The sequence below is a fragment of the Burkholderia stagnalis genome (assembly GCF_039848545.1).
GTDB classification, from domain to species: Bacteria; Pseudomonadota; Gammaproteobacteria; order Burkholderiales; family Burkholderiaceae; genus Burkholderia; species Burkholderia stagnalis.
This window is the reverse complement of the sequence record NZ_CP156685.1, coordinates 3,262,635-3,289,305: the sequence shown is the minus strand read 5'-3', so window position 1 is coordinate 3,289,305 and position 26,671 is coordinate 3,262,635. Positions and strand designations below refer to the sequence as shown.

At 64.6% G+C, this 26,671-nt stretch carries 21 protein-coding genes; 8 read left to right on the top strand and 13 right to left on the bottom strand.

Annotation, left to right across the window (positions count from 1 at the left end; all coding sequences use genetic code 11):
- Positions 1 to 4: 4 nt before the first annotated feature.
- The 7 genes from ABFO07_RS15270 to ABFO07_RS15240 form a co-directional block, all read right to left on the bottom strand.
- A complete protein-coding gene (locus ABFO07_RS15270; RefSeq protein ID WP_059565355.1) occupies positions 5 to 943 on the bottom strand; it encodes an NAD-dependent epimerase/dehydratase family protein in 939 nt (312 codons plus the stop codon).
- Between the two features lie 75 nt (positions 944 to 1,018).
- Positions 1,019 to 2,704 (bottom strand): hypothetical protein, encoded by a 1,686-nt coding sequence (locus ABFO07_RS15265; RefSeq protein ID WP_347467806.1) that lies wholly within the window; start codon positions 2,702 to 2,704, stop codon positions 1,019 to 1,021.
- Positions 2,705 to 2,712: 8 nt separating this feature from the next.
- Positions 2,713 to 3,453 carry an SDR family oxidoreductase gene (locus ABFO07_RS15260; RefSeq protein WP_059565357.1) on the bottom strand — a complete coding sequence of 247 codons (741 nt, stop codon included), beginning with the start codon at positions 3,451 to 3,453 and terminating at the stop codon, positions 2,713 to 2,715.
- Entirely contained in the window at positions 3,450 to 4,766 is a 1,317-nt protein-coding gene (locus ABFO07_RS15255; RefSeq protein WP_060149149.1) for an FAD-binding oxidoreductase, read from the bottom strand. The genes ABFO07_RS15260 and ABFO07_RS15255 overlap by 4 nt, the downstream gene beginning before the upstream one ends.
- Before the next feature lie 3 nt (positions 4,767 to 4,769).
- Positions 4,770 to 6,194, bottom strand: coding sequence for a UbiA family prenyltransferase (locus tag ABFO07_RS15250; RefSeq protein WP_059565359.1), 1,425 nt, complete (start codon positions 6,192 to 6,194; stop codon positions 4,770 to 4,772).
- A gap of 319 nt (positions 6,195 to 6,513) precedes the next feature.
- Positions 6,514 to 7,626 (bottom strand): acyltransferase family protein, encoded by a 1,113-nt coding sequence (locus ABFO07_RS15245; protein WP_059565360.1) that lies wholly within the window; start codon positions 7,624 to 7,626, stop codon positions 6,514 to 6,516.
- 276 nt (positions 7,627 to 7,902) lie between these two features.
- Complete coding sequence (locus ABFO07_RS15240) at positions 7,903 to 10,203, bottom strand: hypothetical protein (protein WP_230941817.1); 2,301 nt, start codon at positions 10,201 to 10,203, stop codon at positions 7,903 to 7,905.
- 370 nt (positions 10,204 to 10,573) lie between these two features.
- Between ABFO07_RS15240 and ABFO07_RS15235 the strand changes: the two genes are divergently transcribed.
- The 4 genes from ABFO07_RS15235 to ABFO07_RS15220 are packed head-to-tail and all read left to right on the top strand — an operon-like array spanning position 10,574 to position 15,365.
- Entirely contained in the window at positions 10,574 to 11,494 is a 921-nt protein-coding gene (locus ABFO07_RS15235) for a glycosyltransferase family 2 protein (protein ID WP_347467803.1), read from the top strand.
- The gene (locus tag ABFO07_RS15230; RefSeq protein ID WP_059565362.1) at positions 11,491 to 12,450 is read left to right on the top strand and encodes a UDP-glucose 4-epimerase family protein; all 960 of its coding nucleotides are present in this window, start codon (positions 11,491 to 11,493) and stop codon (positions 12,448 to 12,450) included. The genes ABFO07_RS15235 and ABFO07_RS15230 overlap by 4 nt, the downstream gene beginning before the upstream one ends.
- On the top strand, positions 12,420 to 13,472 hold the full coding sequence (locus ABFO07_RS15225) for an MraY family glycosyltransferase (RefSeq protein WP_059565363.1): 1,053 nt from the start codon (positions 12,420 to 12,422) through the stop codon (positions 13,470 to 13,472). The genes ABFO07_RS15230 and ABFO07_RS15225 overlap by 31 nt, the downstream gene beginning before the upstream one ends.
- A gap of 12 nt (positions 13,473 to 13,484) precedes the next feature.
- Complete coding sequence (locus ABFO07_RS15220) at positions 13,485 to 15,365, top strand: polysaccharide biosynthesis protein (protein ID WP_347467800.1); 1,881 nt, start codon at positions 13,485 to 13,487, stop codon at positions 15,363 to 15,365.
- Between the two features lie 78 nt (positions 15,366 to 15,443).
- Here the strand turns inward: ABFO07_RS15220 and ABFO07_RS15215 are convergent, their stop codons facing one another.
- From ABFO07_RS15215 to ABFO07_RS15195, 5 genes are read right to left on the bottom strand one after another with little or no spacing between them, the layout of a single operon-like run.
- Positions 15,444 to 16,553 (bottom strand): MraY family glycosyltransferase, encoded by a 1,110-nt coding sequence (locus tag ABFO07_RS15215; protein ID WP_059885000.1) that lies wholly within the window; start codon positions 16,551 to 16,553, stop codon positions 15,444 to 15,446.
- Between the two features lie 27 nt (positions 16,554 to 16,580).
- Positions 16,581 to 17,603, bottom strand: a complete 1,023-nt coding sequence (gene galE, locus ABFO07_RS15210; RefSeq protein ID WP_059884998.1) for a UDP-glucose 4-epimerase GalE — start codon at positions 17,601 to 17,603, stop codon at positions 16,581 to 16,583.
- A 14-nt stretch (positions 17,604 to 17,617) separates the two neighbouring features.
- Positions 17,618 to 18,754 (bottom strand): glycosyltransferase family 4 protein, encoded by a 1,137-nt coding sequence (locus ABFO07_RS15205; protein ID WP_059565367.1) that lies wholly within the window; start codon positions 18,752 to 18,754, stop codon positions 17,618 to 17,620.
- 42 nt (positions 18,755 to 18,796) lie between these two features.
- Positions 18,797 to 19,633, bottom strand: coding sequence for a glycosyltransferase (locus ABFO07_RS15200; protein WP_347467798.1), 837 nt, complete (start codon positions 19,631 to 19,633; stop codon positions 18,797 to 18,799).
- Positions 19,630 to 20,886: an oligosaccharide flippase family protein gene (locus ABFO07_RS15195; protein WP_060160862.1), complete on the bottom strand. Its 1,257-nt coding sequence runs from the start codon at positions 20,884 to 20,886 to the stop codon at positions 19,630 to 19,632. The genes ABFO07_RS15200 and ABFO07_RS15195 overlap by 4 nt, the downstream gene beginning before the upstream one ends.
- Positions 20,887 to 21,127: 241 nt before the next feature.
- On the opposite strand from ABFO07_RS15195, the gene ABFO07_RS15190 reads away from it, so the two are divergent.
- The 4 genes from ABFO07_RS15190 to waaA all read left to right on the top strand — a co-directional run bounded on the left by ABFO07_RS15190 (position 21,128) and on the right by waaA (position 25,959).
- On the top strand, positions 21,128 to 22,522 hold the full coding sequence (locus ABFO07_RS15190) for a phosphomannomutase/phosphoglucomutase (RefSeq protein WP_059565370.1): 1,395 nt from the start codon (positions 21,128 to 21,130) through the stop codon (positions 22,520 to 22,522).
- Between the two features lie 162 nt (positions 22,523 to 22,684).
- Complete coding sequence (waaC, locus tag ABFO07_RS15185) at positions 22,685 to 23,680, top strand: lipopolysaccharide heptosyltransferase I (RefSeq protein WP_017332911.1); 996 nt, start codon at positions 22,685 to 22,687, stop codon at positions 23,678 to 23,680.
- 19 nt (positions 23,681 to 23,699) lie between these two features.
- Entirely contained in the window at positions 23,700 to 24,584 is an 885-nt protein-coding gene (locus tag ABFO07_RS15180) for a Kdo hydroxylase family protein (protein ID WP_059565372.1), read from the top strand.
- A 37-nt stretch (positions 24,585 to 24,621) separates the two neighbouring features.
- Complete coding sequence (gene waaA / locus ABFO07_RS15175; RefSeq protein WP_347467795.1) at positions 24,622 to 25,959, top strand: lipid IV(A) 3-deoxy-D-manno-octulosonic acid transferase; 1,338 nt, start codon at positions 24,622 to 24,624, stop codon at positions 25,957 to 25,959.
- A 56-nt stretch (positions 25,960 to 26,015) separates the two neighbouring features.
- Here the strand turns inward: waaA and ureG are convergent, their stop codons facing one another.
- Complete coding sequence (ureG, locus tag ABFO07_RS15170; RefSeq protein WP_059565374.1) at positions 26,016 to 26,663, bottom strand: urease accessory protein UreG; 648 nt, start codon at positions 26,661 to 26,663, stop codon at positions 26,016 to 26,018.
- Positions 26,664 to 26,671: the final 8 nt, after the last annotated feature.

Genomic DNA, 26,671 nt, shown 5'->3' with positions numbered 1-26,671 from the left:
AAGGTCAGAATTCTAGGGCGATCTGGCTGTAGGTCGGGTCGTTGAACGTTTCGTCCACGGCCTTGTGGAACGGCGTCGCGCGAACACCGAAGATGCGTTCCCAGTCGATCACCTCGAATTCATCGCCGGCGGTCAGCGCCTTTAGCTGATCGGCTGTGAAGGGGGGATTTCGATCGAAGACGGCGTAGATCTTGAGCAATACGTAGAACAACCCATAGGGGATGCGCAGGATCGCGCAACGCGCTCGGGTGCTGCGCTTGATTTCGCGGATGATGTCGATGTAGTCGACCTTTTCCTGACCGCTGATGTTATAAGCCTGGCCGCGCGGCTGCGATTCGATGCAACTGATAATGACGTTGCAGAAATCGCCGACATAAAGCGGCTGGCGCATGTATCGACCGCTGCCCGGAATCGGAAACACCGGTACCTGCTGCATGAATCGCGACAACCAGCCCAGGTGTTTGCGGTCGAACCAGCCGAACATCAAAGTCGGGCGCAGCACCACGCAGTCGATGCCCGACGCAACGACGATCTGTTCCTGCTCGCGTTTCGTGTCGGTATAGAAGTCCTTGGCAACCGAGTTGACGACGGACGAACTGATGTGCACCGTGAAAGGGATGCGATACTTTTTGATCACATCCAGCACGTTTCGCGTGGAATCGATGTTGTTCCGGATGAACGGCTCGATCGTTGGCGCACCGATTTGTGCCTGCAGCATCACGACGACTTCGGCATTCTCGAAATGGCTTGCCCACGGGCCGGGGTCGGCCAGGTCCGCATAGACGGCCTCGACGTCGGGATGGACCCGCTTCAAGACATCGAGGTTCGCACGATGCTTGTCGAGAACGACGAGATTATTGAAGCCGCGGGCTTTCAGCCGCGCGACCAGGTTTTGTCCAACGAGTCCGGCGCCGCCGGGGATGACAATGCGAGTGTCGGTCATAGATCGGGAAACGGAACGTTTCGAGTGCCGCTAAAAGGTGGAATGATACGCTGCCGGCAACGGGAACCAGAAATTTCAGGGCGATGGCGCCGGCACGTCGATCTCGCCGCGCAATGCGCAATAGCGGCCGGACGCAAGCACGCCGAATGCCCTCACGCGTCGATCGGGGGGCATTTTGAAGAAGCCGAGCCAGCCGCCGTATGGGTCCTGCGTATGCAGAGCGGCAGCGACGTCGTCACGGCGTTCGCCGGTGAGTGCCTGTCCGAGCACGCGCCCGGTGGCGTCCGTCAGCAGGACGGCTGGGGCGTAGCGGCGCAACGCGGAATCGAAGGCCCATCCGCGCGCGGCGAGCACGCCGGGGGTTTCGGTGGCCTTCACGATATCGATTTGGCCTTCGCACGCGGTGTCGGATTGAACGCGCTCGGGCAACGGAGGATAGTCCGTGTTGTCGGCGGCAAAAATGGAGAGCCCGGACCTCTCGGCGGCTTGCGCAGTCGAGCGCAGTACGGACGGATCGGGGTACAGGGCCGACGTATAGGCGGCATCATAGACGTGCGAGCGCAGTGCGAGCCCACCGATCGCCTTGCGATAAACCTCGTCGTGCGCCGATTCGCGCACGGCCTTTTGACCGTTGGCGATAACGCCGACATACAGCATGAGCACGACTGCGACGGCGGCGCGCGGAATGCGCTGTGACAAGTTCAGCCAGAGGAAAAACGCGACGGATGCGAAGGCAATCAATCCGCTGGTCGTGTAGCGTGACGAAAGTGCAGCATCGAGGCCAAATATATAGCGCCCGGCGGCTGTGATGACTGCGTTGCCGATCAGAAACACGGACATCGCCAATAGCGTGACGGCGCGAGGACGCTTCGTCGCGGTGAGCGCAATCCATATGCCGAGCAGCGCACCGCCGAGCAGCACGCATCCGCACAGCAGGACGAGTGATCGACGGCCCGGCAATGCGTAATGAAACGGTGCCCCGAGATAGAGGATGACGAACTTCAGCACGCCGCCCGGGTGCTGAATCATCGAGGCGGTGAGCGAGGCGCCGCCAGGCGACGTCCAGTGATGGAAATAGAGCGCCCATGCGACGATGGTCGCGACAATCAAGGTGGCGAGCGTTGTCCGGGGTAGCCTGAGATACAGGCCGAATGCAATGAGCGTCGGAAACACAAGCAGCCCGCTCGCCATCGATATCGTCGCGAGTGTGGCGCACGCGAGTGCGGCTGCAAGCCATGGGGACGTGTGACCCGTCCGCGTGTCCGCGCTCCGTTCGAGAGAATGGAAAGCGCAAAATGCGAACAGGTAGATCGCGAACCACTGATTCTGGAATCCCCAATTGAAGTTCTCGCGTTGCACAAACGAGAAGGCGAGAATCAATAGCGTACCTGCGACGATTGCGCGTGGCGCCGGGCGCTCTGGAAGATCGTGCGAGATAACGCGATAGAGCGCAATGCCGACCAACAGTGCGAAAAGCAGGTTGACGATCAGCAGCGAGACATTGCGGCCACCGAAGTAGCGGATGTCGGCGAAGTAGAACAGTTTCGGGAAGGCGAGACGATGTTCGTTGTGCTGTTGAAAGAATGCCATCACCGGATCGTTCAGCGCATTCATGTAGAACTGCACTCCGCCATCCCACTGATCCCAAAACGGAACGGGCGAAAAATGACGAACCACGCCGACGATCGTCGTGGCCACCGCAAGCATGCCCAGGCAGAGCATGAAGACCGCGCAAGCGGTCTCCAGGTGCTGTCGTTTCATGGCGCGACTTACAGGGAGAGGCGTTTGAAGATTCGCTGCGGAATCGAGCGAATGATGAGCATGATCCCGGTCCAGAACCAAGGCGTATAGAGCACGTTCGTCTGCCGATCGATTGCACGCACGATGTCGGTGGCGACTTTCTCCGGCACCGCGACGAGCGGGCCAGGCAGCGGCATGCCTTCGGTCATCGGCGTTGCGACGAATCCGGGTTTGATCGTGACCACGTGGACGCCCACCTTGAACAGGCGAGCCCGCAATCCCTCGCAGAATGCCGAGAGCGCTGCTTTTGCACTGCCATACAAGTAATTGGATCCGCGTCCGCGATCGCCTGCCACTGACGAAATCACGGCCAGGGTGCCGCTTCCCTGCGCCGCGAGCACGTTGGCGAGCGGGGTGAGGAGGGCAATCAGCGAAACGGCGTTCGTGTTGAATTCACGGACGGCGATTGCCGGGTCGGCTTCGCAAGCGTTTTGGTCTGGCAACGTGCCGGGTGCGACGAGCACGATGTCGAGCTTGCCGAGCGCTTGGGCGCAATGGGCGAGCATGTCGGCGTGAGCGCCCAGATCGTCGATATTGAGACGATGGCATTCGGTCAGGCTCGCGCCGCGCGCACGCAGATCGTCGGCAACCTGATCAAGGCGTTCGCCGTTGCGCGCGACGAGGAAAAGACGTGCACCTTCGGACGCCCACTTGCGCGCGCATGCGGTTGCGATCGCGGACGTCGCACCTACGATGAGGATGTTTTTCATGATCGAGTCGTTCGTTCCCAGAAACGCGACAGCATGGCGGGATCGCGCAGTGCTTCGAGTTGTTGCCATTGCGGATAGGCCGCGCGAAAGTCGGGCCCCGACATATGCGCATCCTTTGCCGGATAGAGCCGCCCGCCGGCCTCCCGGACAATTGCATCGAGCCGTGTGAAAAGTCGTGTAATGGATGCGTCCCGTTGCGGGAAGTCAAGTGCCAGAGACGTCCCCTCCATCGGGAAGGACAGGAGTCCCGGCGAAATGCTCTTGCCGCAGCGCTTGAGCACCGCGAGAAACGAGCCGGTTCCGCTGGACGAGATCGCCTCGAGAATCTCGCGTGTTGCGTCGCGTGCCGTGTGTGGCGGCACGACACATTGATACTGCTGAAAGCCGGCTCGACCGTAGATTCGATTCCATTCGAGCAGGCTGTCGAGCGGATAGAAATAGGCGTCGTAGTTGATCTTCGCGTGGACTTCGGGGCGACGCTGTCGCCGGTAATACAGTTCGTTGAGCGCGCGCAGCGTGACCCCGTTGAACAGTGGCACCGGCAACGTAAACGGTACCGTGTGCTTCTTGCGGCGGTTGACTTCCAGCGCACCTTCGGCAGCGTGGTCTCCCACCATGAAAATACCGCGTCCAAGCGATGCACCGCGACTCAGGCAGTCGACCCACGCAACGCTGTACTCGTGCTTGGGATCGAGCTGCTCGGATAGCTTGAAAAAACCGTCGAGATTCGGGAATCGGATGCTCGTCACGTCGATCAGGCTCGAGCGGATCGGCATCAACTGAATTTCCGCCCACATGACGAGCCCGGTCAGGCCGAGTCCACCGATCGTGGCCGCGAACAATTCGGCTTGCGTGTCCGGTGCGCATTCGACGAGCGCCCCGTCGCTGCGCGCCAGCGCGAATCGGCGCACGTGATTGCCGAACGTGCCGCGGACGTGATGGTTTTTGCCATGGACGTCGTTTGCGATTGCGCCACCGAGCGTCACGTATTTGGTCCCGGGTGTGACGGGCAGCATCCAGCCGCGTGGTATCGCGACATCGAGTATCTCGTCGAGCGTTACGCCCGATTCCGCGCGCAGCACGCCAGTTTGCCAGTCGGCGGCAATCAGCCTGTCGAGCGACCTCGTGTGCACGACATGGCCGGAGGCTGCAAGACAGCTGTCACCGTAGCTTCGGCCGTTTCCGAACGCGAGCGACGACCCTTGATCGCGGGCGACCGCCTGCCAGGCCGCAAGAGCAGTGTCGCGCCAGGCGACGGTATGCGGCGTTTGCGGTGCATACGGGTAGCGGCCCCATGACAGCATCGTATCCATCGATCAGGTGGCCGCCCAGAAGACGATGCCGCACAACGCGGCGATCAGCAGGCTGATACGGTCACGCGCAGCAAAAACGATCGGGTCGTCGTGCATCTTGCCGCGATGCGTGATGATCCACGTTCGGCTGATCCAGTACAGCATGAGCGGGCAGGCGAGCCAGATCACCTGAGGATGACGATACAGGCTCGTCGTCCTGGCATCCTGGATGTAAAGCGCGAGCACCAGGACTGCCAGGTAGCCCGAGGACGTCCCGAGCGACGAGAGCATCGGCAGATCGCTGGCGAGGTAGCCTCTGCCGCGTGTCTTGACGAGGCCGCGCGCCTGTATCGTGTGGAGTTCTGCGTATCGCTTGACGAGCGCAAGGCTGAGGAAAATGAACATCGAAAAGGCGAGCAGCCAGAACGTCAGATGCGCGCCTACGGCAGCGGTGCCGGCGATGATGCGGATCGTGTAGAGCGTGGCAAGCACGACGACGTCCACCATGACGCGTCGTTTCAGATACATCGAATAGGCGAGCGTCAGCGCATAGTACGCGAGCAGCACGGCCGAGAAGCGCCATGGCAATAGCGCCCAGGACATGACGAACGCGACTGAAAGCAGAAGCGGAAAGAGGCCGATGCCCCATGTCAGCGACAACGCGCCGGATGCAAGCGGGCGCTTGCATTTGACGGGGTGGTGGCGGTCGTCGTCGAGATCGAGCAGGTCGTTGAGCAGGTAAACGCTTGACGCGCAAAGACCGAATGCGATGAACGCCAGCAGCGCCGCCAGCACAGGCTGCGGCGAGTCCAGCATGTGCCCTGCAAGTAACGGCAGGAAGATCAGGAGATTCTTCAGCCATTGATGGAGCCGCAACGACTTGCTCCAGGTCTTGAGCATGGCGGGGCGGGAATCGATGACGCGCTCGACGTTGCCGTTCTTGCGTGCCGCGCGCTCGACGCCGCTGTTCGGATTGACCACATAAGCACGTTCGGCGGCGTTCCAGACGGGAAGGTCGTCGTGCGAGTTGCCGGCGTAGTCGAATCCCTTTTCGCCATATTCGGCCACGAGGCAATCACGCTTGTTGGCGGCGGACAGATTGGTGCTTGCGTCTGTCGCGAAGGTCTTGTCAAACAGACCGAGGTGAGCTGAAATGGCCTGCGCATAGCGCTCGTGACTTGCCGTGGCGAGTACGAGCGAACGGCCGGCGGCTCGTTCGTTCGTCAGCCATTCGATGACGGCGGGGTCATAAGGCAGAACGGAGACGTCGAGGTTCGTCGCGTCGGCCAGTTGGGCCTTCAATGCAGGTTTCCCGCCGCGCATCAGCCACAGGGCCGGCTTGTAGAACCGGTGTGGAGCCGACTTCAGATAGGCGAATCCTGATTCGAGCAGGATATCTGAACGGATCAGGGTGCCGTCGAGATCGACGACGAGTGGTCTGCTGCGCATTCATTCAGCCCCCCCGGAGGGGGTCTACGTGATTTCGAATAGGAAGGTGTCTCGCGAGCGGTCGCCCCCTGCGGTGCGTCTGCATGCGTGACACTGGTCTCATGAGCCGTGTGGGAAGCCGCGCTACTTTACTATTCCATTGCCCAATTCACAACCTCGGTCCGGGAGCCGGGGCGAGTCCATATTTCGGCAACAACTTCGTGGTAATTCGGCGCGCGGCGGGCATGTCGACGCGGGGGAATTCGCTCGGCCTCGTGAGTGGATTGCGTCGCTGCTGTTCAATCGGGACGACAGCGACGTGGGCCGCCACGCGCGCTTGCTACGTCGTAAGGCTGGTGGCTCGCCGGCGCTGAATCGCTCGAATGGCCGCTTTGCCGAGCCGGTTGCCGGGCGTTTCGACGAACGTATAAGTGAACCAGGACAGGAGCGTCACTACCGCCATCCCCGCCGCGATCGACAGGAAATAGGCAACCGTTACGTATGCGGAGTGTGAATAGATGATCGCAAAGAGCTTCGACATCAGAAAGAGCGTCGTCGCGTGGCTCAGATAGACCGAATAGCTGATCTTGCCGTAGAAGCGCGTGATGCGATTGACAAACGCGACGGGTGCCTTGATTGCCAATCCGATCAACAGTGCCCCGTAAATCGCGGCTTCGACCGTCAACGCGTCAAAAATGCCTGTTTGGACCTGACCGTATGCAAGGGAGATCAGCAATACAACGGCACCGACCGTCAGCAGTTCCCCGAGTCCATTCCGTCTGACTCGATCGAGATCGAGCAATTTATAAATACGATATACGGCAATGCCGAATGCGAATGTCGGCAAATGATGCAAAAGGCTCAAGTTATAATACGTCGCGGCAACAGTCTGATCCGAGACGAAATAGGGTACAGCCGCATGCCAGATCGATCGGGCCATCAGCGTGGCGATAAAAAACGCAAACGCGCGGCCGACGTTGCTTGTAAGTCGAAATATGGCCGGGAAAAAAACATAAAACAGCATTTCGACGCCGATCGTCCAGCTTGCCCATACAAAGCCTTGCTCATGTCCTGGCGACAGATTCAGCATGAAAAACAGGCTGCGTGCGATTTCTGCCGGCGAGTGGACTACATCGAATACGAGCTTGTCCCGAATGCAATAAAGAACGATCCAGACATAGAAGAGTGGCGCGATGCGAAAGAGGCGACGCAAGTAGTAGTTCAAAAGGGGCGTCGACTCATCCTGTTTGCGCGTGTCCGTCGACAGGCAGAGCGTGAAGGCGCTGACGATGAAGAAGAGCGTTACCCCAGAACCGCCGAGCCCGGTAAATGGTGCCAGCCACCGGGGCGCCACGGCCATCGGCGTTGTGATCAGGCTGAAATGAAAAAGAAGCACGTAGAGTGCTGCGAAACCGCGCAGGGAATCGATGAATCCTAGTTTTGGTGGTTCCATTGCTCAGATTTCAAGATCGTCGGCACGGCATCTTAACATCCTGTTCAGGCCGCAAGGCCGGCCCCAAATGAGCGTGCTACGAGGCTGCTCCCGGGGCACCAGAATCCGGTGACGCTGCGTGGCCAGAAGGGGTGTTGCTCGTGCGAGTCGAGTGGTTTCGCGCGCTTGGTTGCCTGCCCGGGCACGCGCCGGCGGGATTGCCGAAGGTCGATTCCCGGCGAGTGCGAGCAATCGGGACCGCCGACGGTCGGCGCCGGCGGTCTGACTTATCGACGGCTAGCGAGCGGGTTGAGTCAACGGTTGTTCGTCACGTCCGGCGTCCGGTCGTTTCCAAAGGATCGTGTGATCGACTGCGTCCTCCCTGAGCTCTTTCGCGGTGGAGACCAGGTAGATTGCAGCCAGACCCCATATCAGTGCGGCACACAGCGTGACGGGGTGCAAATGATCGGCATTCCGCATCGGCCCGACAACCCACGCAAGGACGAAGTAAACACCCCACGCGGCGAACAGCGACACGGGTATCAGCGGCTTGCGATTCGCGAGGAACATCGCTCCAGCGATCGCAAGCATGATTACCGAGCCGTACGCTTGGTGATGGACGACTCCGATCTGGATGATCACCAGGGTCATGGAGACGATGCCCAGTAATCCGCAGACGATAAGCCGGAGGACGAGTGGGTCGCTTTGCCTGACACGAAAGACGGATTGAAAAAGCGCGGCGATGACGCCGATCGTCGAAATGCCGGTGGTTCGTGCAACGACGGCGAAATCATTGGATCTCTGATTGCCGAAGTAATCCGCCGTTCTGTTATCGATCGGGCGGGGAAGGTCGATGTTTCCCGGTACGTCGCCGATGATATGAAATGACTTTTTCTTCAAAGCGAGCCACTGTTGCCAGCCGATCGAGCGAAGCTTTTCCTTCATGCTCAGCAGAACCGATTTGGAGCGGTCGTTGAATCCGACATCGTCGGCGAGCTGGAGGCGCGTGAGCGCATTGCCGCCCGGTTGAACGATCTTGATCCAGTAGAGCCACGGTGCCATGATCGCCAGCGCTGCAATCGTTCCGGAAATGAGCATCCGCGTGTCGCGGATACGAAGCGTCGACCAGAAGACAAGGAGAAAGGCCGCCGCCGATATCGCATTGCCGGAATGCGAGAGGTACGACAGCGCCAGTGCGGACGGAATCAGAAAAAGATTCGGGCGGTCGCCGTGTTTCTCCTCGGCCGGCAGCATGAGTCCGATTGCCAGGACCATGTAGGTTGCCCCCATGATCTTTCCCCACGTGAACACCGTATTGAACAGCATGAAGGGCGAAGCTGAAACAATGGCAATGAACAGGAGTCGGTGACGCACCGATATCTTCTGGGCAAACCAGATGATGACCGGGACCCATGCTGCCAGGATGCACACTGCCGAGCTGCTGTCGGCCGTATAGATGAAGTCCTGGCCGATGATTTCGGCGATCGGCTCGATGAAGAGCGTTTGCGGAATGATCAACAGGACGGTCAGCAGCGGCGTGCGATCGTCGAATTGCCACGGGCCCGCCAACAGGGGAAGTCCCGGTGCGGCATGGGCAAATTGATACGCGAAGAAAATCGGGTTCTCGTTGTCGACCGACCAGCTGAGGGGGGCAAACATCGCATTCGCTGCCCAGCGGCCTCCGCCGTTGTCGATGCCCGCAACGAAAGCGGTGAGAGACATGCCGACGGCCAGCCAGCACAGGAGCGGCAATCGCGCTTTGCACCAATAGGCTTCGAACTCGGATTTGCGCGCGCCCATCCACCACGTCGACAGCCCGATCGAGGCGGTAACGATTGCGCCGGATGCGAATTGGGAAAGGGGTGCCGCGAAGATGCCGGCGGTGAATACAGCCATGCCGGCTGCGCCGATTCCGACGATTCCCGTGGCCATCGGGTCGATGCCACGGTTGAACCGCGAGAGCACCACATGCGACGCAACTGCGATTGCACACAGGAAGAACCACGTTGCGGCCACGATGGCTGCCTTCACGCCGAAGCCGGTATGGGCCAAATAGGTCGCGCGCGATACTTCGAACGGCGTGGCAATGCCCAGGTACGCTTCCGGAAGCGTCGCGTTCGACGTGCCGTTGAGCGTGACTTCCCCGGCACAGAACGATGGCGGGAGGTGCACGTAGGCGACATTCCATTCATCGAATGATTGCGCACTGCTGACGGAGAATTTCGCACCGCTCGATTCGCACCGGAAATAGATTTCGTCCGGATTCGGATAGTGACGCTGTCCGCCTCGTTGGAACGGAACGGCCATATATGGCGCGGGCTTAAATGACGAGCTCGATATCGTCCCTTTCAGTGCTCCGTGCTCCGTCCATGAGCGAAACATTCGGAAAGCCGGATTTCCCGACATGCTGGTCGGAATCTGAAGTGGGGACAGTGTATCGGCAAGGGCCGGGAATTGGCCGGTCTGGCGCCATTCGGACGGAGATACAAGCGGGCGAGGCTCGTTCACTGGGCCGAAGCTTGCGACGAACAGGATGCCAGTAAGCAGAAGAAGTAGCAGGATCACCTGCTTTGAATAATCTGAGGTTTTTGTTTTCATGACCGGCGCTCTTCTGAGACGCACAGATCATATCATTCGCTTTTGGCGGAAAGGTTTGGCCTGCCATTGCCGTTTCCTCCGCTCGCGGATTTCGGCGAACCGTTGCGGCGAGTGCCCCGAGTGTGACTGGTTCTCTCGCAGTTGCTTGCCGTCGATGCACGACGCGGGTATTGATTGATTCAGTCGCGACGCCGTTTTCGTATGACGCATCTCGAGCGGCGACGTATCATGCCGCCTGGCGGCGGTTTGTCAGGAGCAGCGATCTCCGATGCGGCTTGTGCCATGCGGATTCCTCAATGGGTTTCCGTTGGCCGGGCCACCGAGGTGCGTATGCTACAAATGGCAATACCAGTTGCGCAGCCGCGCCGGTATGCGCAAACTTGCCCTCGGTTCCTGCCCTTATTGGAAGTTCTATCAGCTCGTGGCGTCTCATTCCGTCGAATCCCGCTCCAGCCGTTCCTCCCTGTCTTGTGCCGAGGGGCTTTCGGTTTCCGTTGTAACGTACCATCCCGACGAAGCGCTGCTTGCGCGGACGCTTTCCAGTCTTGGCGTCGCCAGCAACGACCTGCGCAAATCACGCCCGGGGCTGTCCGTGAGCGTCTGCATTGTGGACAACGGGGGCTGGCCGTCCACCTTGTCGGTGGCTTTGGCCTCGCTTCGCAAAACCGGTGTCGAATGCCACCTCATCTCCGGACACGGCAACGTCGGCTACGCACGCGGTCACAACTTGGCAATAGAACAGGTGCGCAGCCGCTACCATCTCGTGCTGAATCCGGATATCGATCTCGATCCGGAGGCGCTTTCGCAGGCGCTGGATTTTCTTGACGCGCACGCCGACATTGGTCTGCTATCCCCACGCATCGGCGACGACGAAGGGCGGCTCCAGTATTTGTGCCGCCAGTATCCGGCACTGCTGGATCTGTTCGTACGAGGGTTTCTGCCGGGCGGCATCCGAAAGTTTTTCGACCGCCGGCTCGCCCGTTACGAAATGCGCGACCGCATCAACGAGACCGATATCGTCTGGGATCCACCGATCGTCAGCGGATGCTTCATGCTGTTCCGGACCGAGCCGCTGAAACGCCTGAAGGGTTTCGACCCGCGCTATTTCCTGTACTTCGAGGACTACGACCTGAGCCTGCGTACGCGCGAATTGACACGTATTGCGTACGTTCCTGCGGTGCGTGTGCTCCACCACGGAGGTGGAGCTGCCCGTAAAGGCTTCGCGCACATCCGCATGTTCGTCGCATCGGCCTTCAAGTTCTACAACCGGTTCGGCTGGAAATGGCTATGAGTCGCGTGGTCGTGACAGGGGCAAACGGCTTCGTCGGCCGAGCCGTGAGCCGCGCATTGATCGCGGGCGGCCATGTGGTGACGGGCCTCGTCAGGCGCCCGGGCGGTTGTACCGAGGGTGTTCGGGAATGGCTCTACGATGGCCGGGACTTTGCCGGGCTGGACGGCGAGGTGTGGCCCGGGACCGACTGCGTCGTCCACCTGGCTGCCCGCGCGCACGTGCTGAACGACACCGCGGCGGACCTCGACGCTGTCTATCGGGCGACCAACGTCGAAGGCACGTTGCGGGTGGCGGACGCGGCTCGGCGTAACGGTGTGCAGCGCCTCGTGTTCGTCAGCAGCATCAAGGCGCTTGCGGAAACCGATGGCGGCAGCCCGCTCGGCGAACAGGATCCAGCCCGGCCCGAAGACGCATACGGTCGCTCGAAACGCGAAGCGGAGCAGGCCCTGCGGCAGTTTGCCGAGTCATCGGGCCTCGACGTCGTCATCGTCCGCCCGCCGCTCGTCTATGGTCCTGAGGTTCGCGCAAACTTTCTGCGCATGATGGACGCAGTCTGGCGTGGGGTGCCGCTGCCGCTCGGCGCGATTTCCGCACGCCGCAGCCTCGTCTATATCGACAACCTTGCGGACGCGATACTGCACTGCGCGACCGATCCGCGCGCTGCACACGGCTGCTTCCATGTCGCGGACGACGACGCACCATCCGTGACGGAACTGCTTCGCATGATCGGCGACGCGCTTGGCAAGCCGGCGCGCTTGTTCCCGGTTCCGGATGGCGCATTGCGCGCACTGGGCAGGCTGACTGGCCGCAGTGCCGCGATCGACCGGCTGACCGGCAGCCTGCAACTCGACACCGGCCGCATCAAACACATACTCGACTGGCAGCCTCCCTACACGACCCGGCAAGGCCTTGAAGCGACGGCCGCATGGTATCGTTCGCGCGACACCCAAAAATAGGCAATATGCATTTCACGATTACCACATGGCTCGCCGCCGCTGCGGTGGCCCTGGCCGCTGCTGTCTGCTCGACGGCGATCCTGCGCGTGCTGCTCGCAACCGGATTGGCTTGGCGGCTCGCAACCGATATTCCGAACGATCGTTCGATGCACACCCGTCCGACGCCGCGCGTCGGCGGTTGGGGCATCGTGCCGGTTTGCGTCGTCGCAATGGTGTGGCTTGCACCTCGGATGTGGCTGATTGCCGTCGCTGCCGCGGCTCTGGCAGCCCTATCGCAGCTCGACGACCGGCGCGGGCTGCCTGCTCGTGTCCGGTTCGCCGCGCATCTTGCGGCAGTCGTTGCGCTGATCGTCGCCTACCCGGCTACGGCTCCGTGGTGGCTCCTCGCTGGTGTGGGTTTCGTGATGGTCTGGCTGACCAATCTCTACAATTTCATGGACGGTGCGGACGGCCTCGCCGGTGGCATGGCGTTGTTCGGATTCAGCGCCTACGCTGTCGCCGCGCTTGCGGGCGTTCAACCGTCCCCGGATCTCATCGTGGCCGGAGCGGCGGTTGCGGGTGCCGCGTTGGGTTTTCTTCAACTGAATTTTCACCCGGCGAAGCTGTTTCTCGGCGATGCAGGCTCGATTCCACTCGGATTCATGGCGGGTGCGCTCGGCTACTGGGGCTGGCGCGACGCGGTCTGGCCAATCTGGTTTCCAGCGATGGTGTTCGCGCCCTTTATTGCCGACGCATCTGTAACACTCCTGAGACGTCTGTTACGTGGAGAAAAGTTCTGGCAAGCGCACCGCGAGCATTATTATCAACGAATGGTGCGCTCCGGCGTGGGTCACGGGCGTACCGCCTTTTATTGGTACCTCATCATGCTCATCGGCATAATTGTTGCGCTATGGGCGCTGGGCCGTCCCGCGCTGCAGCAATGGCTGGCGTTTTTTGCGTGGTATGGCGTGCTGACGTGCATCGGCGTCTTGATCGACATGCGCTGGCGCCGGCTGCAGGCGGCCGTTGATAACAATTCGTGAGGTCTCTTGCCGATGTTGCGATCCAAAGCATCATGGCTGTCATTCAGTGCGTTCTTGTTCGACCTGCTGGCGGTAGTCGCCGCATGGTTGTTCGCCTATCTCGTCCGGTTCAACGGCAGCATTCCGCCTGTTTTCCTGAGCGGCGCGCTGGCCGCGCTCGTCTGGGTGCTCCCCGTCTACGCCCTGATGTTCCACGTGTTCGGCCTGTATCGCGGCCTGTGGGTGTTCGCGAGCCTGCCCGACCTGATGCGCATCTCGAAGGCGCTTACGGGCGGCGGCGTGATCGTGATGATCGGCGCCGTGATGTTCCAGCCGTCGCCGATCATTCCACGCTCGGTGTTGCTCGTCTCCCCGCTGATGCTGTTCCTGATCATGGGCGGCGCCCGCGCGCTGTATCGCGCGACCAAGGAGTTCTACCTGTACGGCGGCCTCGTCGGGCAGGGCAAACCCGTGCTGGTGATCGGCGCCGGCACGGCCGGCGCGAACCTCGCGCGCGAATTGTCGCGTTCGGGCGAATGGCGTCTCGTCGGCCTGCTGGATGACGAAAAGACGAAGCAGGGCCGCGAAATCTACGGCTACAAGGTGCTCGGCGCGATCAACGATGTCGCGCACTGGACCGAGGCGCTGAAGATCGAATACGCGATCGTGGCGATTCCGTCCGCGTCGGTCGAGGTGCAGCGCCGGGTGGCGACGCTCTGCGTGCGCGCCGGCCTGAAGGTGATGGTGCTGCCGTCGCTGACCGCACTGATGCCGGGGCAGGGCTTCCTGTCCCAGATCCGCGAGATCGACCTCGAAGACCTCCTCGGCCGCGACGCCGTGACGATCGACACCCCGCACGTCGAGGCGCTGCTGCGCGGCCGCGTCGTGATGGTGACGGGCGCCGGCGGCTCGATCGGTTCGGAGCTGTGCCGGCAGATCCTGCGTTTCGCGCCGGCGCAGCTCGTCGCGTTCGACCTGTCCGAATACGCGATGTACCGCCTGACCGAGGAGCTGCGCGAGCGCTTCCCCGACCAGCCGGTCGTGCCGATCATCGGCGACGCGAAGGATTCACTGCTGCTCGACCAGGTGATGTCGCGCCACGTGCCGCACATCGTGTTCCATGCGGCGGCCTACAAGCACGTGCCGCTGATGGAGGAGCTCAACGCGTGGCAGGCGCTGCGCAACAACGTGCTCGGCACCTACCGTGTCGCGCGGGCGGCGATCCGTCATGACGTCCGCCATTTCGTGCTGATCTCGACCGACAAGGCCGTCAACCCCACCAACGTGATGGGCGCGAGCAAGCGCCTCGCGGAGATGGCGTGCCAGGCGCTGCAGCAAACGAGCGAGCACACGCAATTCGAGACGGTGCGTTTCGGCAACGTGCTCGGCAGCGCGGGCAGCGTGATCCCGAAGTTCCAGCAGCAGATCGCGAAGGGCGGCCCGGTGACGGTCACGCACCCGGAGATCACGCGCTTCTTCATGACGATCCCGGAAGCGTCGCAGCTCGTGCTGCAGGCATCGAGCATGGGGCATGGCGGCGAGATCTTCATTCTCGACATGGGCGAACCGGTCAAGATCGTCGATCTCGCGCGCGACCTGATACGCCTGTACGGTTTCTCGGAAGGGCAGATCCGCATCGAATTCACCGGGCTGCGTCCGGGCGAGAAGCTCTACGAGGAATTGCTCGCGGACGACGAGACGACCACCCGCACGCCGCATCCGAAACTGCGGATCGCGCGTGCCCGCGAGGTGCCGGACAACCTGCTCGACGAGCTGCTGCCGTGGCTGATGCAGCATCGCGTGCTCAGCGACGACGAGGTGCGGCGCGACCTGCGCCGCTGGGTGCCCGAGTATCAGACGGCCGTCGCGCCGGCGCTGCAGAGCGTGTCCGTGCGGGTAGTGTCGAACCGGTAACGGCAGCCGGCCCCTGGCAGGCACGCGGCAACAAAAAAGCGCCCACGGGGCGCTTTTTTGTTGCGACAGGCAGGCCGCTCAGGGGTTGTGGCGCCGCGTCTTGCGCACCACCATCCACCGCGGCGCCTTGAACCGCACGATACTGATGTACAGCCACACATAAGTCAGCGCGAACAGCACCACAAACGCGAACAGATGCACCGTATGCCGCCAGAACAGCGTCGCCGGAATCACGGCAACGAGGCACAGCAGCCACAGATACGGCGACGTCAGCGAATTGCGCCGCGTCAGGTCATACGCCTGCTTCGTGCCGACCGCCCAGCGCATCAGGCGCTTGTACACGAGCATATGCAGGTGCACGCCGTCCGGAATCCCCGGCGACATCCCGCGCACGAATTTCTTCCGGTAGATCGAGAAGCAGGTCTCGAAGATCGGATACATGAACAGCAGCACCGGATACCACGCGGACACTTCGCGGTTGCGCATCACCAGCAGGATCGCGAGCTCGGCGAGCATGAAGCCGATGAAGTACGCGCCGCCGTCGCCGAGAAAGATCAGCCCGGCCGGGAAATTCCACACGAAGAAACCGAGCACCGCGCCCATCATGATGAACGACGCCGACATCACGACCGGGTCGCCGACCTGGAACGCGACATACGCGAGCGACGCGAACATCATGAAGCTGACCATCGACGCGAGCCCGTTGAAGCCGTCGATGATGTTGACCGCGTTCGCGAGCGCCGCGACCGCGAGCACCGTGACGAACGCGGAGATCGCGACGTAGCCGAGCAGGAAGTCGAGCGGCGGCACGCTGATGCGCGTGACCGCGATGTGCAGCACGCCGAACGCGAGCGCCGCGGCGCCCATCGTGCAGATCAGCCGCGCACGCGGCGACACGCGCTTGGTCAGGTCCTCGACGAGCCCGGACAGGAAGGCCGGCATCCCGCAGGCGACCAGCCCGAGGATGCTGCCGGCGATCGTCGGGTAGCGCTGCATGAGCAGCAGCGCCGACGCGACGACCCCGGCCAGGATCCCGATGCCGCCGACGCGCGGCACGGGCCGCACATGGAATTTCTGCACGCCGGCCAGATCGCTGTCCACCGAGAACTTCTCGTGCAGATGGGCGTAGCGCACGATGAAGAGCGTGACGAGCAGGGAAACGATGAAACCGGACGCGAAGCTGAGCATGGGATTGCTCGGAAATGGGACAGCGGATTATACAAAACCGCGCGGGTTGTTCTCCTGCCAGCGCCAGTGGTCGACGCACATCTCGTCGAGGCCGTATTTCGCGCGCCAGCCGATGACGTCGGCCGCGGCCTGCGGGTTCGCGTAGCACTCGGCGACGTCGCCCGGGCGGCGCGCGACGAGCTCGTACGGCACTGGCCGGCCCGACGCCTTCTCGAACGCGCGCACCACTTCCAGCACGCTGTAGCCCTGGCCCGTGCCAAGGTTCACGACGAAGCTCGCATCGCGCTTCACCAGCGCGTCGAGCGCGGCAATGTGGCCTTGCGCGAGATCGACCACGTGGATGTAGTCGCGCACGCCGGTGCCGTCCGGCGTCGGGTAGTCGGAGCCGAACACGCGCAGCCTGTCCAGCTTGCCGACGGCGACCTGCGCGACGTACGGCATCAGGTTGTTCGGGATGCCGGACGGATCCTCGCCGATCAGGCCGCTTGCATGCGCGCCGACCGGGTTGAAGTAGCGCAGCGTCGCGATCCGCCACGACGGGTCGGACAGCTCGAGATCGCGCAGCACCTGCTCGGCGATCAGCTTCGACTGGCCGTACGGGTTGGTCGCCGACAGCGGGAACGATTCGTCGATCGGCGAGCGCTCGGGCACGCCGTACACGGTCGCCGACGAGCTGAACACGAACTGCTTCACGTTGCGCTCGCGCATCACCTTGAGCACCGTCAGCAGCCCGCCGATGTTGTTGCGGTAGTACTCGAGCGGCTTCGCGACCGATTCGCCGACTGCCTTCAGCGCCGCGAAATGGATCGCGCCGGTGATCGGGTGCGCGTCGAACACTTTGCCGAGCGCGGCCTCGTCGCACACGTCGACCTGGTGGAACGCCGGCGTCTTGCCGGTGATCTGCGCGACGCGCCGCACCGATTCGGCCTTGCTGTTGACGAGGTTGTCGACGATGACGACGTCATAGCCGTGATCGAGCAATTCGACCGCGGTGTGCGAGCCGATGTAGCCCGCACCGCCCGTCACGAGAATCGTTCCCTTCGTGGTCATGGCTTCGTGCTCCTTCAGAGAGTGACGCCCGTCAAGGCGCGTATGGTGATTGTGTATCGTTCGACGACCTTCTGCTCGTCGAATTCGGCGGCCACCTTGCGGCGGCCGCGCGCGCCCATCGCTGCGCGGCCGGCCGGGCCGAGCTCGATCATCTGCACGAGGCGCGCGGCCAGGCTCGCGCTGTCGCGCGCCGCGCACAGCAGGCCGGTCTCGCCGTCGGCGACGACGTCGCGGCAGCCCGGCACGTCGGTCGCGACGATCGGGCGGCCCATCGCGGAGGCCTCCATCAGCGTGCGCGGCACGCCTTCGCGGTACGACGGCAGCACGACGCAGTCGGCGGCGGCAATGTGCGGGCGCACGTCGTGCGCTTCGCCGAGGTATTCGACGACGCCTTCGCGCACCCACGCGTCGACGTCCGCGCGGCCGATCGCGCTCGGGTTGTCGACGCCGAGCGGGCCGAGCAGCTGGAAGCGCGCGTGCGGATGCCGCGCACGCACGGCGCGCGCGGCGTCGACGTATTCGCGCACGCCCTTGTCCCACAGCAGCCGGCCGATCAGGATGAACACGGGCGCGTCGCCCGCCGGCAGCGGCACGGGCGCGAACTGTTCGAGATCGACGCCTTCGCCGTGCAGCAGGTGCGCGCGCTCGGGGTGCGCGAGCAGCCGCTCGTCGGTGAAGGTCGCGAGGTCGTCGCGGTTCAGGAACCAGACTTCGCGCGGGAACCGGAACGCGAACCGGTAGAGCCGCTTCGCGACGCTCGCCGCGCGGCTCTTCTGGATGAACACGTAGCCGAGCCCGGTCGTCACGGCCACCGACGGCACGCGCGCGAGCCACGCGGCGACCGAGCCGTAGATGTTCGGCTTGATCGTGTAATGGAACACGAGGTCAGGCGCGAGCGCGCGGTAATGGCGGTACAGCGCGGCGAGCGTGCCGAGATCCTCGCGCGGGCTCGTGCCTTTCGACGCGACCGCGAGCGGCACGTAGCGGCAGCCCATCTGTTCGAGCAATGGCACCGTGCGGTCGTGCGGCGCGGCGACGATCACCTCGGCGCCGCGCGCGACGAGCATGCGGATCAGTCCGTGGCGATACGTGTAGATCGCCCAGGCCGTGTTGCAGACCAGCACGATGCGCAGCGGAGGAGAGGCGGTCATGAAAAAAAGAAAAAATAAAGCGTCGAATAAGCCGAATATGCGTCACGCGGACGGCCGCGCGGCGAACAGCGCCTGCTTGATCCGCTGCAGCGTCCGGTACGGCGTCACGAAATGCAGCAGGTTCTTGGCGAGGCCTGCCCAGTCGTACGGGTTCAGCGCGTTGAAATGGCGCAGCAGCAGCGCAAGCGTCGACAGCAGCTGGCGCCGCCGCTTGGTCGCACTGATCCCGCCTTCGTTGAGCTCGTAGTAGAGGCCGAGCTCCGGCAGGTTCGCGCAATCGTAGCGTTGCATTAAGCGTAAAAAAAGATCGAGATCCTCGGCCGCGCGGTATTGCTCGCGATAGTTGCCGACCTCGCGCACCGCGTCGACGCGCAGCATCACCGACGGATGCACGAGCGGCGAGCGCAGGAAGCGGGTGCGGCGCAGCACGCGCGGATCGGCGGGCGGCGTCAGCATGAAGCGCGGCTCGCCGGCGCGCGACACGACCTGCGTCCACATGCCGACGCAGGCGACCTGCGGGTGCGCGTCGAGGTACGCGCGCTGCTTCGCGAGCCGCTGCGGCGCGGCGAGGTCGCCCGCGTCGATGCGGGCCGCATAGCGGAAACCGCGCGCGGCGAGCGCATCGATGCCGGCTGCGAGCGCGCGCTCGATGCCGCCGTTCTGCGGCATGCGCAGCACCTCGACCGTGAGGCCGGCCAAGTTCGGCACGGCGATCGGCGGCGTGCTGCCGTCGTCGACGACGAGCACGTATACAGGCGCGTCCTCGTGAAACGACGCGAGGGTCCGGACGACGTCGTCGTGCGCGTTGTAGGCCGGCATCAGCACGGCGACGTCGCCGAGCGGGCCGGCGGCGCGCGGCGCGGAAATAGGGGACGTCATGAGCGCAGCTTGAAACGGATGTAATAAAAATTGACCGCGGCGGCGGCGAGATAGCCGCCGGCCAGCCCGACGAGCGCGCCGTACAGGCCGAGCCGCGGGATCGCGACCAGGTTGACGAGCGCGGCGATCGCGAGCGCGAGCAGCCACTTTGCCAGCAACACGAATTTTGCTTGATATTTGAGAACGATAAGATTGCCTATCGCCTCGACGCCGGCCGGCACGGACAGCCAGACGGCCCAGCGGAAGATGTCGACCGACGCTTCGTAGCCGGGCCCGAACACCTTGCCGACGATCAGCGGCGCGGCCGCGTCGAGCACGAGCGCGCCGGCGGCCATCAGGGCGGCCGTCATCGCGATCAGCCGGACGATGTTGCGGCGCAGCCGCGCGACGTCCTGCACGCGGTACACGAACGCGGGCGCGATGGTCTGTGCAAGCATCAGCGCGAGCGTGATCCAGTTCTCGTTGAGCTGCTGCGCGGCGGCATAGCGGCCGAGATCGGCGAACGATACGGCGCGCTCGAGCATCAGGCGGTCGAGCTTGAGGAACAGGTACATGCAGATGAGGCCGAGCCAGAACACCGTGCCGGCCGTCGCGAAATGCCGGAACAGCGCCCGCTCGACGCGCCAGCCGAGCGCGCCGCCGTGGCGGTGGCGGAAGTACAGCAGCAGCACGGCGCCGATCGCGGCCGCCTCGAGCGCCCACAGCCACGCGAAGCGCGCGGGCCCGGCGGCGGCGCGCACCAGCAGCCACACGAGCGCGGCCTTGGCGAGCGCCGTGACCATGCTGGCGACGAGCTGCGGCTTGCTGTACGTCATGCTCTGCAGCCACGCGTTGACGACGCCGACGAACGGTTCGCGGAAGATCATCGTCACCGCGAGGCCGGCGAGCATCGCGCCGACGAGCGGATCGAACGCGCCGGCGGCGATCGCGATCCAGGTCGCGGCGAGCGCGGCAGCCGACACGGCGATACGCAGCGCGAACGCGCTGCCGAGCACGGCGCCGAGCTGTTCGGCCGGCCGCTGCACGATGGTCGGAACCAGGATTTCCGCGCCGCACACCCAGGTGAGCGGCGCCAGCACGAGGAGCAGCGTATTCGCATACTGCCATTTGCCGAACACGTCCGGCCCGAAATAACGGGCCAGAAGGCCGCTGACCGCGATCGCGACGCCGATCTGCGTGAGCCGTTCGAGCCCCAGCCAGACCAGGTTCGAGACGGCTTTCGCGACGTCAGGGTTGGCGAGACGCTTCAGCATGGCGCGGCGCGCCGGCAGGCGCACGGGGCGGGCGCAACGGCGCCGGCGGGCGCCCGTTTTGCGGCGGCGGAACGGCTAGGCATTAAAATGGGCGGTATCCGCGTAATCAAAACGAGCGATTATAAGTGGGTTCGGGGTCGCTTCCGCCATCTCGACCCACCCCGGCAGGCCCCGGCCGCCATGCCGGGCGCCGCCGACCAGGCGGCCAATAGTTTCCATGCACGCAACCGAGAGTGAATCGATGATTTCCCAATCCATCTTCAAGGCATATGACATCCGCGGCGTGGTCGGCAAGACGCTCGACGCCGACACGGCGCGTGCGATCGGCCGTGCGTTCGGCAGCGAAGTGCGCGCGCAGGGCGGCGACGCGGTCGTCGTCGCGCGCGACGGCCGGCTGTCGGGCCCCGAACTGGTCGGTGCGCTGGCCGACGGCCTGCGTGCAGCGGGCGTCGACGTCGTCGACGTCGGCATGGTGCCGACGCCGGTCGGCTACTTCGCGGCGAGCGTGCCGCTCGCGCTGAAGGGCGGCGAGCGCCGCGTCGATTCGTGCATCGTCGTCACGGGCAGCCACAATCCGCCGGACTACAACGGCTTCAAGATGGTGCTGCGCGGCGCGGCGATCTACGGCGAGCAGATCCAGGCGCTGTACCGCCGCATCGTCGACACGCGCTTCGAGTCGGGCAGCGGCACGTACGAGCAGATCGACGTGTCGGATCAGTACGTCGCGCGCATCGCCGGCGACATCAAGCTGGCGCGGCCGCTGAAGATCGTCGTCGATGCCGGCAACGGCGTCGCCGGCGAACTCGCGCCGCGCCTGTTCAAGGCGCTCGGCTGCGAACTCGTCGAGCTGTTCACCGATATCGACGGCACCTTCCCGAACCACCATCCCGATCCCGCACACCCGGAAAACCTGCAGGACGTGATCCGCGCGCTGAAGGAAACCGACGCGGAAATCGGTTTCGCGTTCGACGGCGACGGCGACCGTCTCGGCGTCGTCACGAAGGACGGCCAGATCATCTATCCGGACCGCCAGCTGATGCTGTTCGCCGAGGAAGTGCTGTCGCGCAACCCGGGCGCGCAGATCATCTACGACGTGAAGTGCACGCGCCATCTCGCGCAGTGGGTGAAGGAGAAGGGCGGCGAGCCGCTGATGTGGAAGACGGGCCATTCGCTCGTGAAGGCGAAGCTGCGCGAAACCGGCGCGCCGCTCGCGGGCGAGATGAGCGGCCACGTGTTCTTCAAGGACCGCTGGTACGGTTTCGACGACGGCCTCTACACGGGCGCGCGCCTGCTCGAGATCCTCGCGAAGACGGCCGATCCGAGCGCGCTGCTCAACGCGCTGCCGGACGCGATGTGCACGCCGGAGCTGCAGCTCTGGCTCGACGAGGGCGAGAACTTCCGCCTGATCGAGAAGCTGCAGAAGGAAGCGAAGTTCGATGGCGCGGACGAAGTCGTGACGATCGACGGGCTGCGCGTCGAGTATCCGGACGGCTTCGGCCTCGCACGTTCGTCGAATACGACGCCGGTGGTCGTGATGCGTTTCGAATCGGAGACGCAGGAAGGTCTGAAGCGCATCCAGGAAGACTTCCGCCGCGTGCTGACGGCCGCGAAGCCGGACGTGAAGCTGCCGTTCTGAGTGAGACCGGCGGCCTGGCGGCCGCCGGCATGAAGCGATATCAGCCCCGAAAAGCGGCGCACGCGCAAGGCGTGCGGCCGCTTTTTGTCTATCGGGGCCCCCGGCCGCGATAAAATCGCGTCTTTATGCCTGTCGCCGGCCGTCCGCCGGCGTTTTTTCAGCGTGCAAAAGATCCTGATCGTGCGCGTGTCGTCGCTGGGCGACGTCGTGCACAACATGCCGGTGATCGCCGACATCCGGCGGCGCCACCCCGATGCGCAGATCGACTGGCTCGTCGAGGAGAGCTTCGTCGACCTCGTGAAGCTCGTCGACGGCGTGCGCCGCGTGCTGCCGTTCTCGCTGCGCCGCTGGCGCAAGAAGCCGTTCTCCGGCGCGACCTGGCGCGAGATCCGCGCGTTCCGCAAGCAACTCGCCGCCGAGCGCTACGACCTCGTGATCGACTGCCAGGGGCTCATCAAGACCGCGTGGGTCGCGAGCTGGGCGCGCGGCCCGCTCGTCGGCCTCGGCAACCGCACCGACGGCGCCGGCTACGAATGGCCGGTGCGCTTCTTCTACCGCAAGCGCGTGCCGATCGAGCCGCGCACCCATGTGGTCGAACGCACGCGGCAGCTCGTCGCGGCCGCGCTCGGCGATCCGGCGCCGGCGCCGGCCGACCCGATCGACTTCGGCCTCGACACGGCCGCGGCGTCGCGCGCGGTCGCCGCGCTCGGGCTGAACCTGCCGGTGCCGTACGTGGTGTTCGTCCATGCGACGTCGCGCGCCGACAAGCAGTGGCCGGACGCCGCGTGGATCGAGCTCGGCCAGTCGCTGGTGCGGCGCGGCGCGTCGCTCGTGCTGCCGTGGGGCAACGACGCGGAACGCGCGACGAGCGAGCGGCTCGCGAAGGAATTCGGCGCGGCGGCGATCGTGCCGCCGAAGCTGTCGCTGCCGGCGGTGGTCGGCCTGATCGACGGCGCGGCGGCCACCGTCGGGGTTGATACAGGTCTGGTTCATATCGCCGCCGCGCTGAAGCGTCCGACGGTCGAACTGTACAATTTCGCGACGGCCTGGCGGACCGGCGGCTACTGGTCGCCGAACGTCGTCAACCTCGGCACGGCGGGCCAGCCCCCGTCGATCGCGCAGGTGAAGTCGGCGCTCGCGGGCTTCGGTCTCCTGTAACCGCACGCACTCCAGGACCATGAGCGAATCCCAGATCATCGAAGTCTCGTCCGCCGACTGGCGCGGACACAATCTGTCGCTGCCGCGCGAGCAGCTGCTGGCCGCGGTCGAAGAGGGCAAGGTGCTGTATTTCCCGCACCTGCGCTTCGCAATCGAAGGCGGCGAGGAAGCGCTGCTCGATCCGGCGCTGGCCGACCCGAAACGCAAGAACATCAGCCTCGCGCCGAACGGCGGCGCGCTCGCGGGCGTGCTCGGCGACAACGTCACCCAGTCGGCGGTGCGCGCGCTCGTCGCGCGCTTCCAGCAGCAGGCCGGCGCGCTCGTCGACGGCCTTTTCCCCGAATATCGCGGCAAGCTGCGCGTCGCGCCGACGAGCCTGCGCCTGATGCAGGTCGAGACGCGCCAGACGTCGTGGCGCAAGGACGACAGCCGGCTGCACGTCGACGCGTTCCCGTCGCGCCCGAACTACGGCGAGCGGATCCTGCGCGTGTTTACCAACGTGAACCCGGCCGGCGCGCCGCGCGTGTGGCGCGTCGGCGAGCCGTTCGAGGACGTCGCGAAGCGCTTCCTGCCGCGCATCAAGCCGCAATTGCCGGGTTCCGCGTGGCTGCTGAACCTGCTGCACGTGACGAAGACGCCGCGCAGCGCGTACGACCACCTGATGCTGAACCTGCACGACGGCATGAAGGCCGATCTCGACTACCAGAAGACCAGCCCGCAGGAAACCATGCCGTTCCCGCCGGGCAGCGTGTGGATATGTTTCTCGGATCAGACTTCGCACGCTGTGATGTCCGGCCAGTTCATGCTCGAGCAGACCTTCTTCCTGCCGGTCGACGCGATGGTGCGGCGCGAATGCGCGCCGCTCGGCATCCTCGAGCGCCTCACGGGCAGGGCGCTGGTTTGAGCGCGCCCCGCAATCGACGACACGAGGTGGCCGCTTCATGCTGAGGGTGATTTATCGCGCGCTGTGGTGGCTCGTCGCGCCGCTCGCGGTCGTGCGCCTGATCGTGCGTTCGCGCAAGGAGCGCGGCTACCGCGAGCATATCGGCGAGCGCTTCGGCTGCGGGCCGGGCCGCGGGCCGGACGACCGCGCGCCGCTGATCTGGGTGCACGCGGTGTCGGTGGGCGAGACGCGCGCCGCGCAGCCGCTGATCGACGCGCTGATGAAGGCGCGCCCGGACGCGCGCATCCTGCTCACGCACATGACGCCGAGCGGCCGCGCGACCGGCACGCAGATCTTCGGCGATCGCGTGCTGCGCTGCTACCTGCCGTACGACATGCCGGGCGCGGTGCGGCGCTTCCTGCGCGCATGGCGGCCGACGCTCGGCCTCGTGATGGAAACCGAGGTGTGGCCGACGCTGATCGACGAATGCCGCCGCGCGGACGTGCCGCTCGTGCTGACCAATGCGCGGATGTCCGCGCGTTCGTACAAGCGCGCGGCGAAGTTCGGCGCGGCGACGCGCGACGTGTTTGGCGGCTTTTCGCGGGTGCTCGCGCAGAGCCCGGCCGATGCGGAACGCCTGACGTCGCTCGGTGCGCGCAACGTGGCGGTGCTCGGCAACCTGAAGTTCGACATGACGACGCCGCCGGAGCTCGCGGCGCGCGGCCGCGCGTGGCGCGATGCGATCGGCACGCGCCCGGTGTGGGTCGCGGCGAGCACGCGCGAGAACGAGGAGGCGCTGGTGCTGCAGGCGTTCGACGCGGTCAAGACGCCGGATGCGCTGCTGATCCTGGTGCCGCGCCATCCGCAGCGCTTCGGCGAAGTCGAGGCGCTGGTCGCGCGCAGCAACCGCAAGTGCGTGCGGCGCTCGGCCTGGGCGGCGGATGCCGCCGCGCTCGCGGCGGGCCGTCCGGCGGCGCCGCCGCTGCCGTCCGACGTGACGGTGCTGCTCGGCGATTCGATGGGCGAGTTGGGCGCGTATTACGCGGCGGCCGACGTCGCGTTCATCGGCGGCAGCCTGCTGCCGCTCGGCGGGCAGAACCTGATCGAGGCGTGCGCGGTTGGCGTGCCGGTGCTGATCGGCCCGCACGTGTTCAACTTTACGCAGGCGACCGCCGATGCGGTCGCGGCCGGCGCCGCGCTGCAGGTCGAGGATCCGCTCGATCTCGCGCACGTGCTCGACGCGCTGTTCGCCGACCATGCGCGGCGCGTTGCGATGGGCGCGGCCGGCGCGGCATTCGCGGCGCGCCATCGCGGCGCGACCGCGCGCTCGGTCGACGTGCTGGCCGCGCTGCTGCCATCCGTCGCGAACGGCGAGCGGGTCGCGCAGGACGAGTAGGCGTGATGCAGGCAAATGCGGGCGCCGCATCGTGCATGCGCCCGCCGCCTTGCGGTTCACACCTTCAGCAATCCCTTCTTCTCGATGAACGCGACGACGTCCGCGACGCCGTCGAGCGCCTTCAGGTTCGTCATCACGTACGGCCGCGCGCCGCGCATCTTCTTCGTATCGGACGCCATCACGTCGAGGTTCGCGCCGACGAGCGGCGCGAGGTCGGTCTTGTTGATCACGAGCAGGTCCGATTTCGTGATGCCGGGGCCGCCCTTGCGTGGAATCTTCTCGCCGCCCGCGACGTCGATCACGTAGATCGTCAGGTCCGACAGCTCGGGGCTGAAGGTCGCCGCGAGGTTGTCGCCGCCGGATTCGATGAACACGATGTCCGCGTCGGGGAAGCGCGCGAGCATCCGGTCGACGGCTTCCAGGTTGATCGACGCATCCTCGCGGATCGCCGTGTGCGGGCAGCCGCCCGTCTCGACGCCCATGATCCGTTCCTCGGGCAGCGCGCCCGCGACCGTCAGCAGGCGCTGGTCTTCCTTCGTGTAGATGTCGTTGGTGATCGCGACGAGGTCGTACGTGTCGCGCATCGCCTTGCACAGCATTTCGAGCAGCGTGGTCTTGCCGGAGCCGACCGGCCCGCCGATGCCGACGCGCAGCGGCGGCAGTTTCTTCGTGCGGCGGGCGGACGGGGAGTAGGGTGCGTTCATGGCGTGTG

Bases quoted from the DNA above. Each gene is read 5' to 3' on its own strand.
- ABFO07_RS15270 (WP_059565355.1), bottom strand. From the start codon at position 943: ATGACCGACACTCGCATTGTCATCCCCGGCGGCGCCGGACTCGTTGGA.
- ABFO07_RS15265 (WP_347467806.1), bottom strand. From the start codon at position 2,704: ATGAAACGACAGCACCTGGAGACCGCTTGCGCGGTCTTCATGCTCTGC.
- ABFO07_RS15260 (WP_059565357.1), bottom strand. From the start codon at position 3,453: ATGAAAAACATCCTCATCGTAGGTGCGACGTCCGCGATCGCAACCGCA.
- ABFO07_RS15255 (WP_060149149.1), bottom strand. From the start codon at position 4,766: ATGGATACGATGCTGTCATGGGGCCGCTACCCGTATGCACCGCAAACG.
- ABFO07_RS15250 (WP_059565359.1), bottom strand. From the start codon at position 6,194: ATGCGCAGCAGACCACTCGTCGTCGATCTCGACGGCACCCTGATCCGT.
- ABFO07_RS15245 (WP_059565360.1), bottom strand. From the start codon at position 7,626: ATGGAACCACCAAAACTAGGATTCATCGATTCCCTGCGCGGTTTCGCA.
- ABFO07_RS15240 (WP_230941817.1), bottom strand. From the start codon at position 10,203: ATGAAAACAAAAACCTCAGATTATTCAAAGCAGGTGATCCTGCTACTT.
- ABFO07_RS15235 (WP_347467803.1), top strand. From the start codon at position 10,574: ATGCGCAAACTTGCCCTCGGTTCCTGCCCTTATTGGAAGTTCTATCAG.
- ABFO07_RS15230 (WP_059565362.1), top strand. From the start codon at position 11,491: ATGAGTCGCGTGGTCGTGACAGGGGCAAACGGCTTCGTCGGCCGAGCC.
- ABFO07_RS15225 (WP_059565363.1), top strand. From the start codon at position 12,420: ATGGTATCGTTCGCGCGACACCCAAAAATAGGCAATATGCATTTCACG.
- ABFO07_RS15220 (WP_347467800.1), top strand. From the start codon at position 13,485: ATGTTGCGATCCAAAGCATCATGGCTGTCATTCAGTGCGTTCTTGTTC.
- ABFO07_RS15215 (WP_059885000.1), bottom strand. From the start codon at position 16,553: ATGCTCAGCTTCGCGTCCGGTTTCATCGTTTCCCTGCTCGTCACGCTC.
- galE (WP_059884998.1), bottom strand. From the start codon at position 17,603: ATGACCACGAAGGGAACGATTCTCGTGACGGGCGGTGCGGGCTACATC.
- ABFO07_RS15205 (WP_059565367.1), bottom strand. From the start codon at position 18,754: ATGACCGCCTCTCCTCCGCTGCGCATCGTGCTGGTCTGCAACACGGCC.
- ABFO07_RS15200 (WP_347467798.1), bottom strand. From the start codon at position 19,633: ATGACGTCCCCTATTTCCGCGCCGCGCGCCGCCGGCCCGCTCGGCGAC.
- ABFO07_RS15195 (WP_060160862.1), bottom strand. From the start codon at position 20,886: ATGCTGAAGCGTCTCGCCAACCCTGACGTCGCGAAAGCCGTCTCGAAC.
- ABFO07_RS15190 (WP_059565370.1), top strand. From the start codon at position 21,128: ATGATTTCCCAATCCATCTTCAAGGCATATGACATCCGCGGCGTGGTC.
- ABFO07_RS15180 (WP_059565372.1), top strand. From the start codon at position 23,700: ATGAGCGAATCCCAGATCATCGAAGTCTCGTCCGCCGACTGGCGCGGA.
- waaA (WP_347467795.1), top strand. From the start codon at position 24,622: ATGCTGAGGGTGATTTATCGCGCGCTGTGGTGGCTCGTCGCGCCGCTC.
- ureG (WP_059565374.1), bottom strand. From the start codon at position 26,663: ATGAACGCACCCTACTCCCCGTCCGCCCGCCGCACGAAGAAACTGCCG.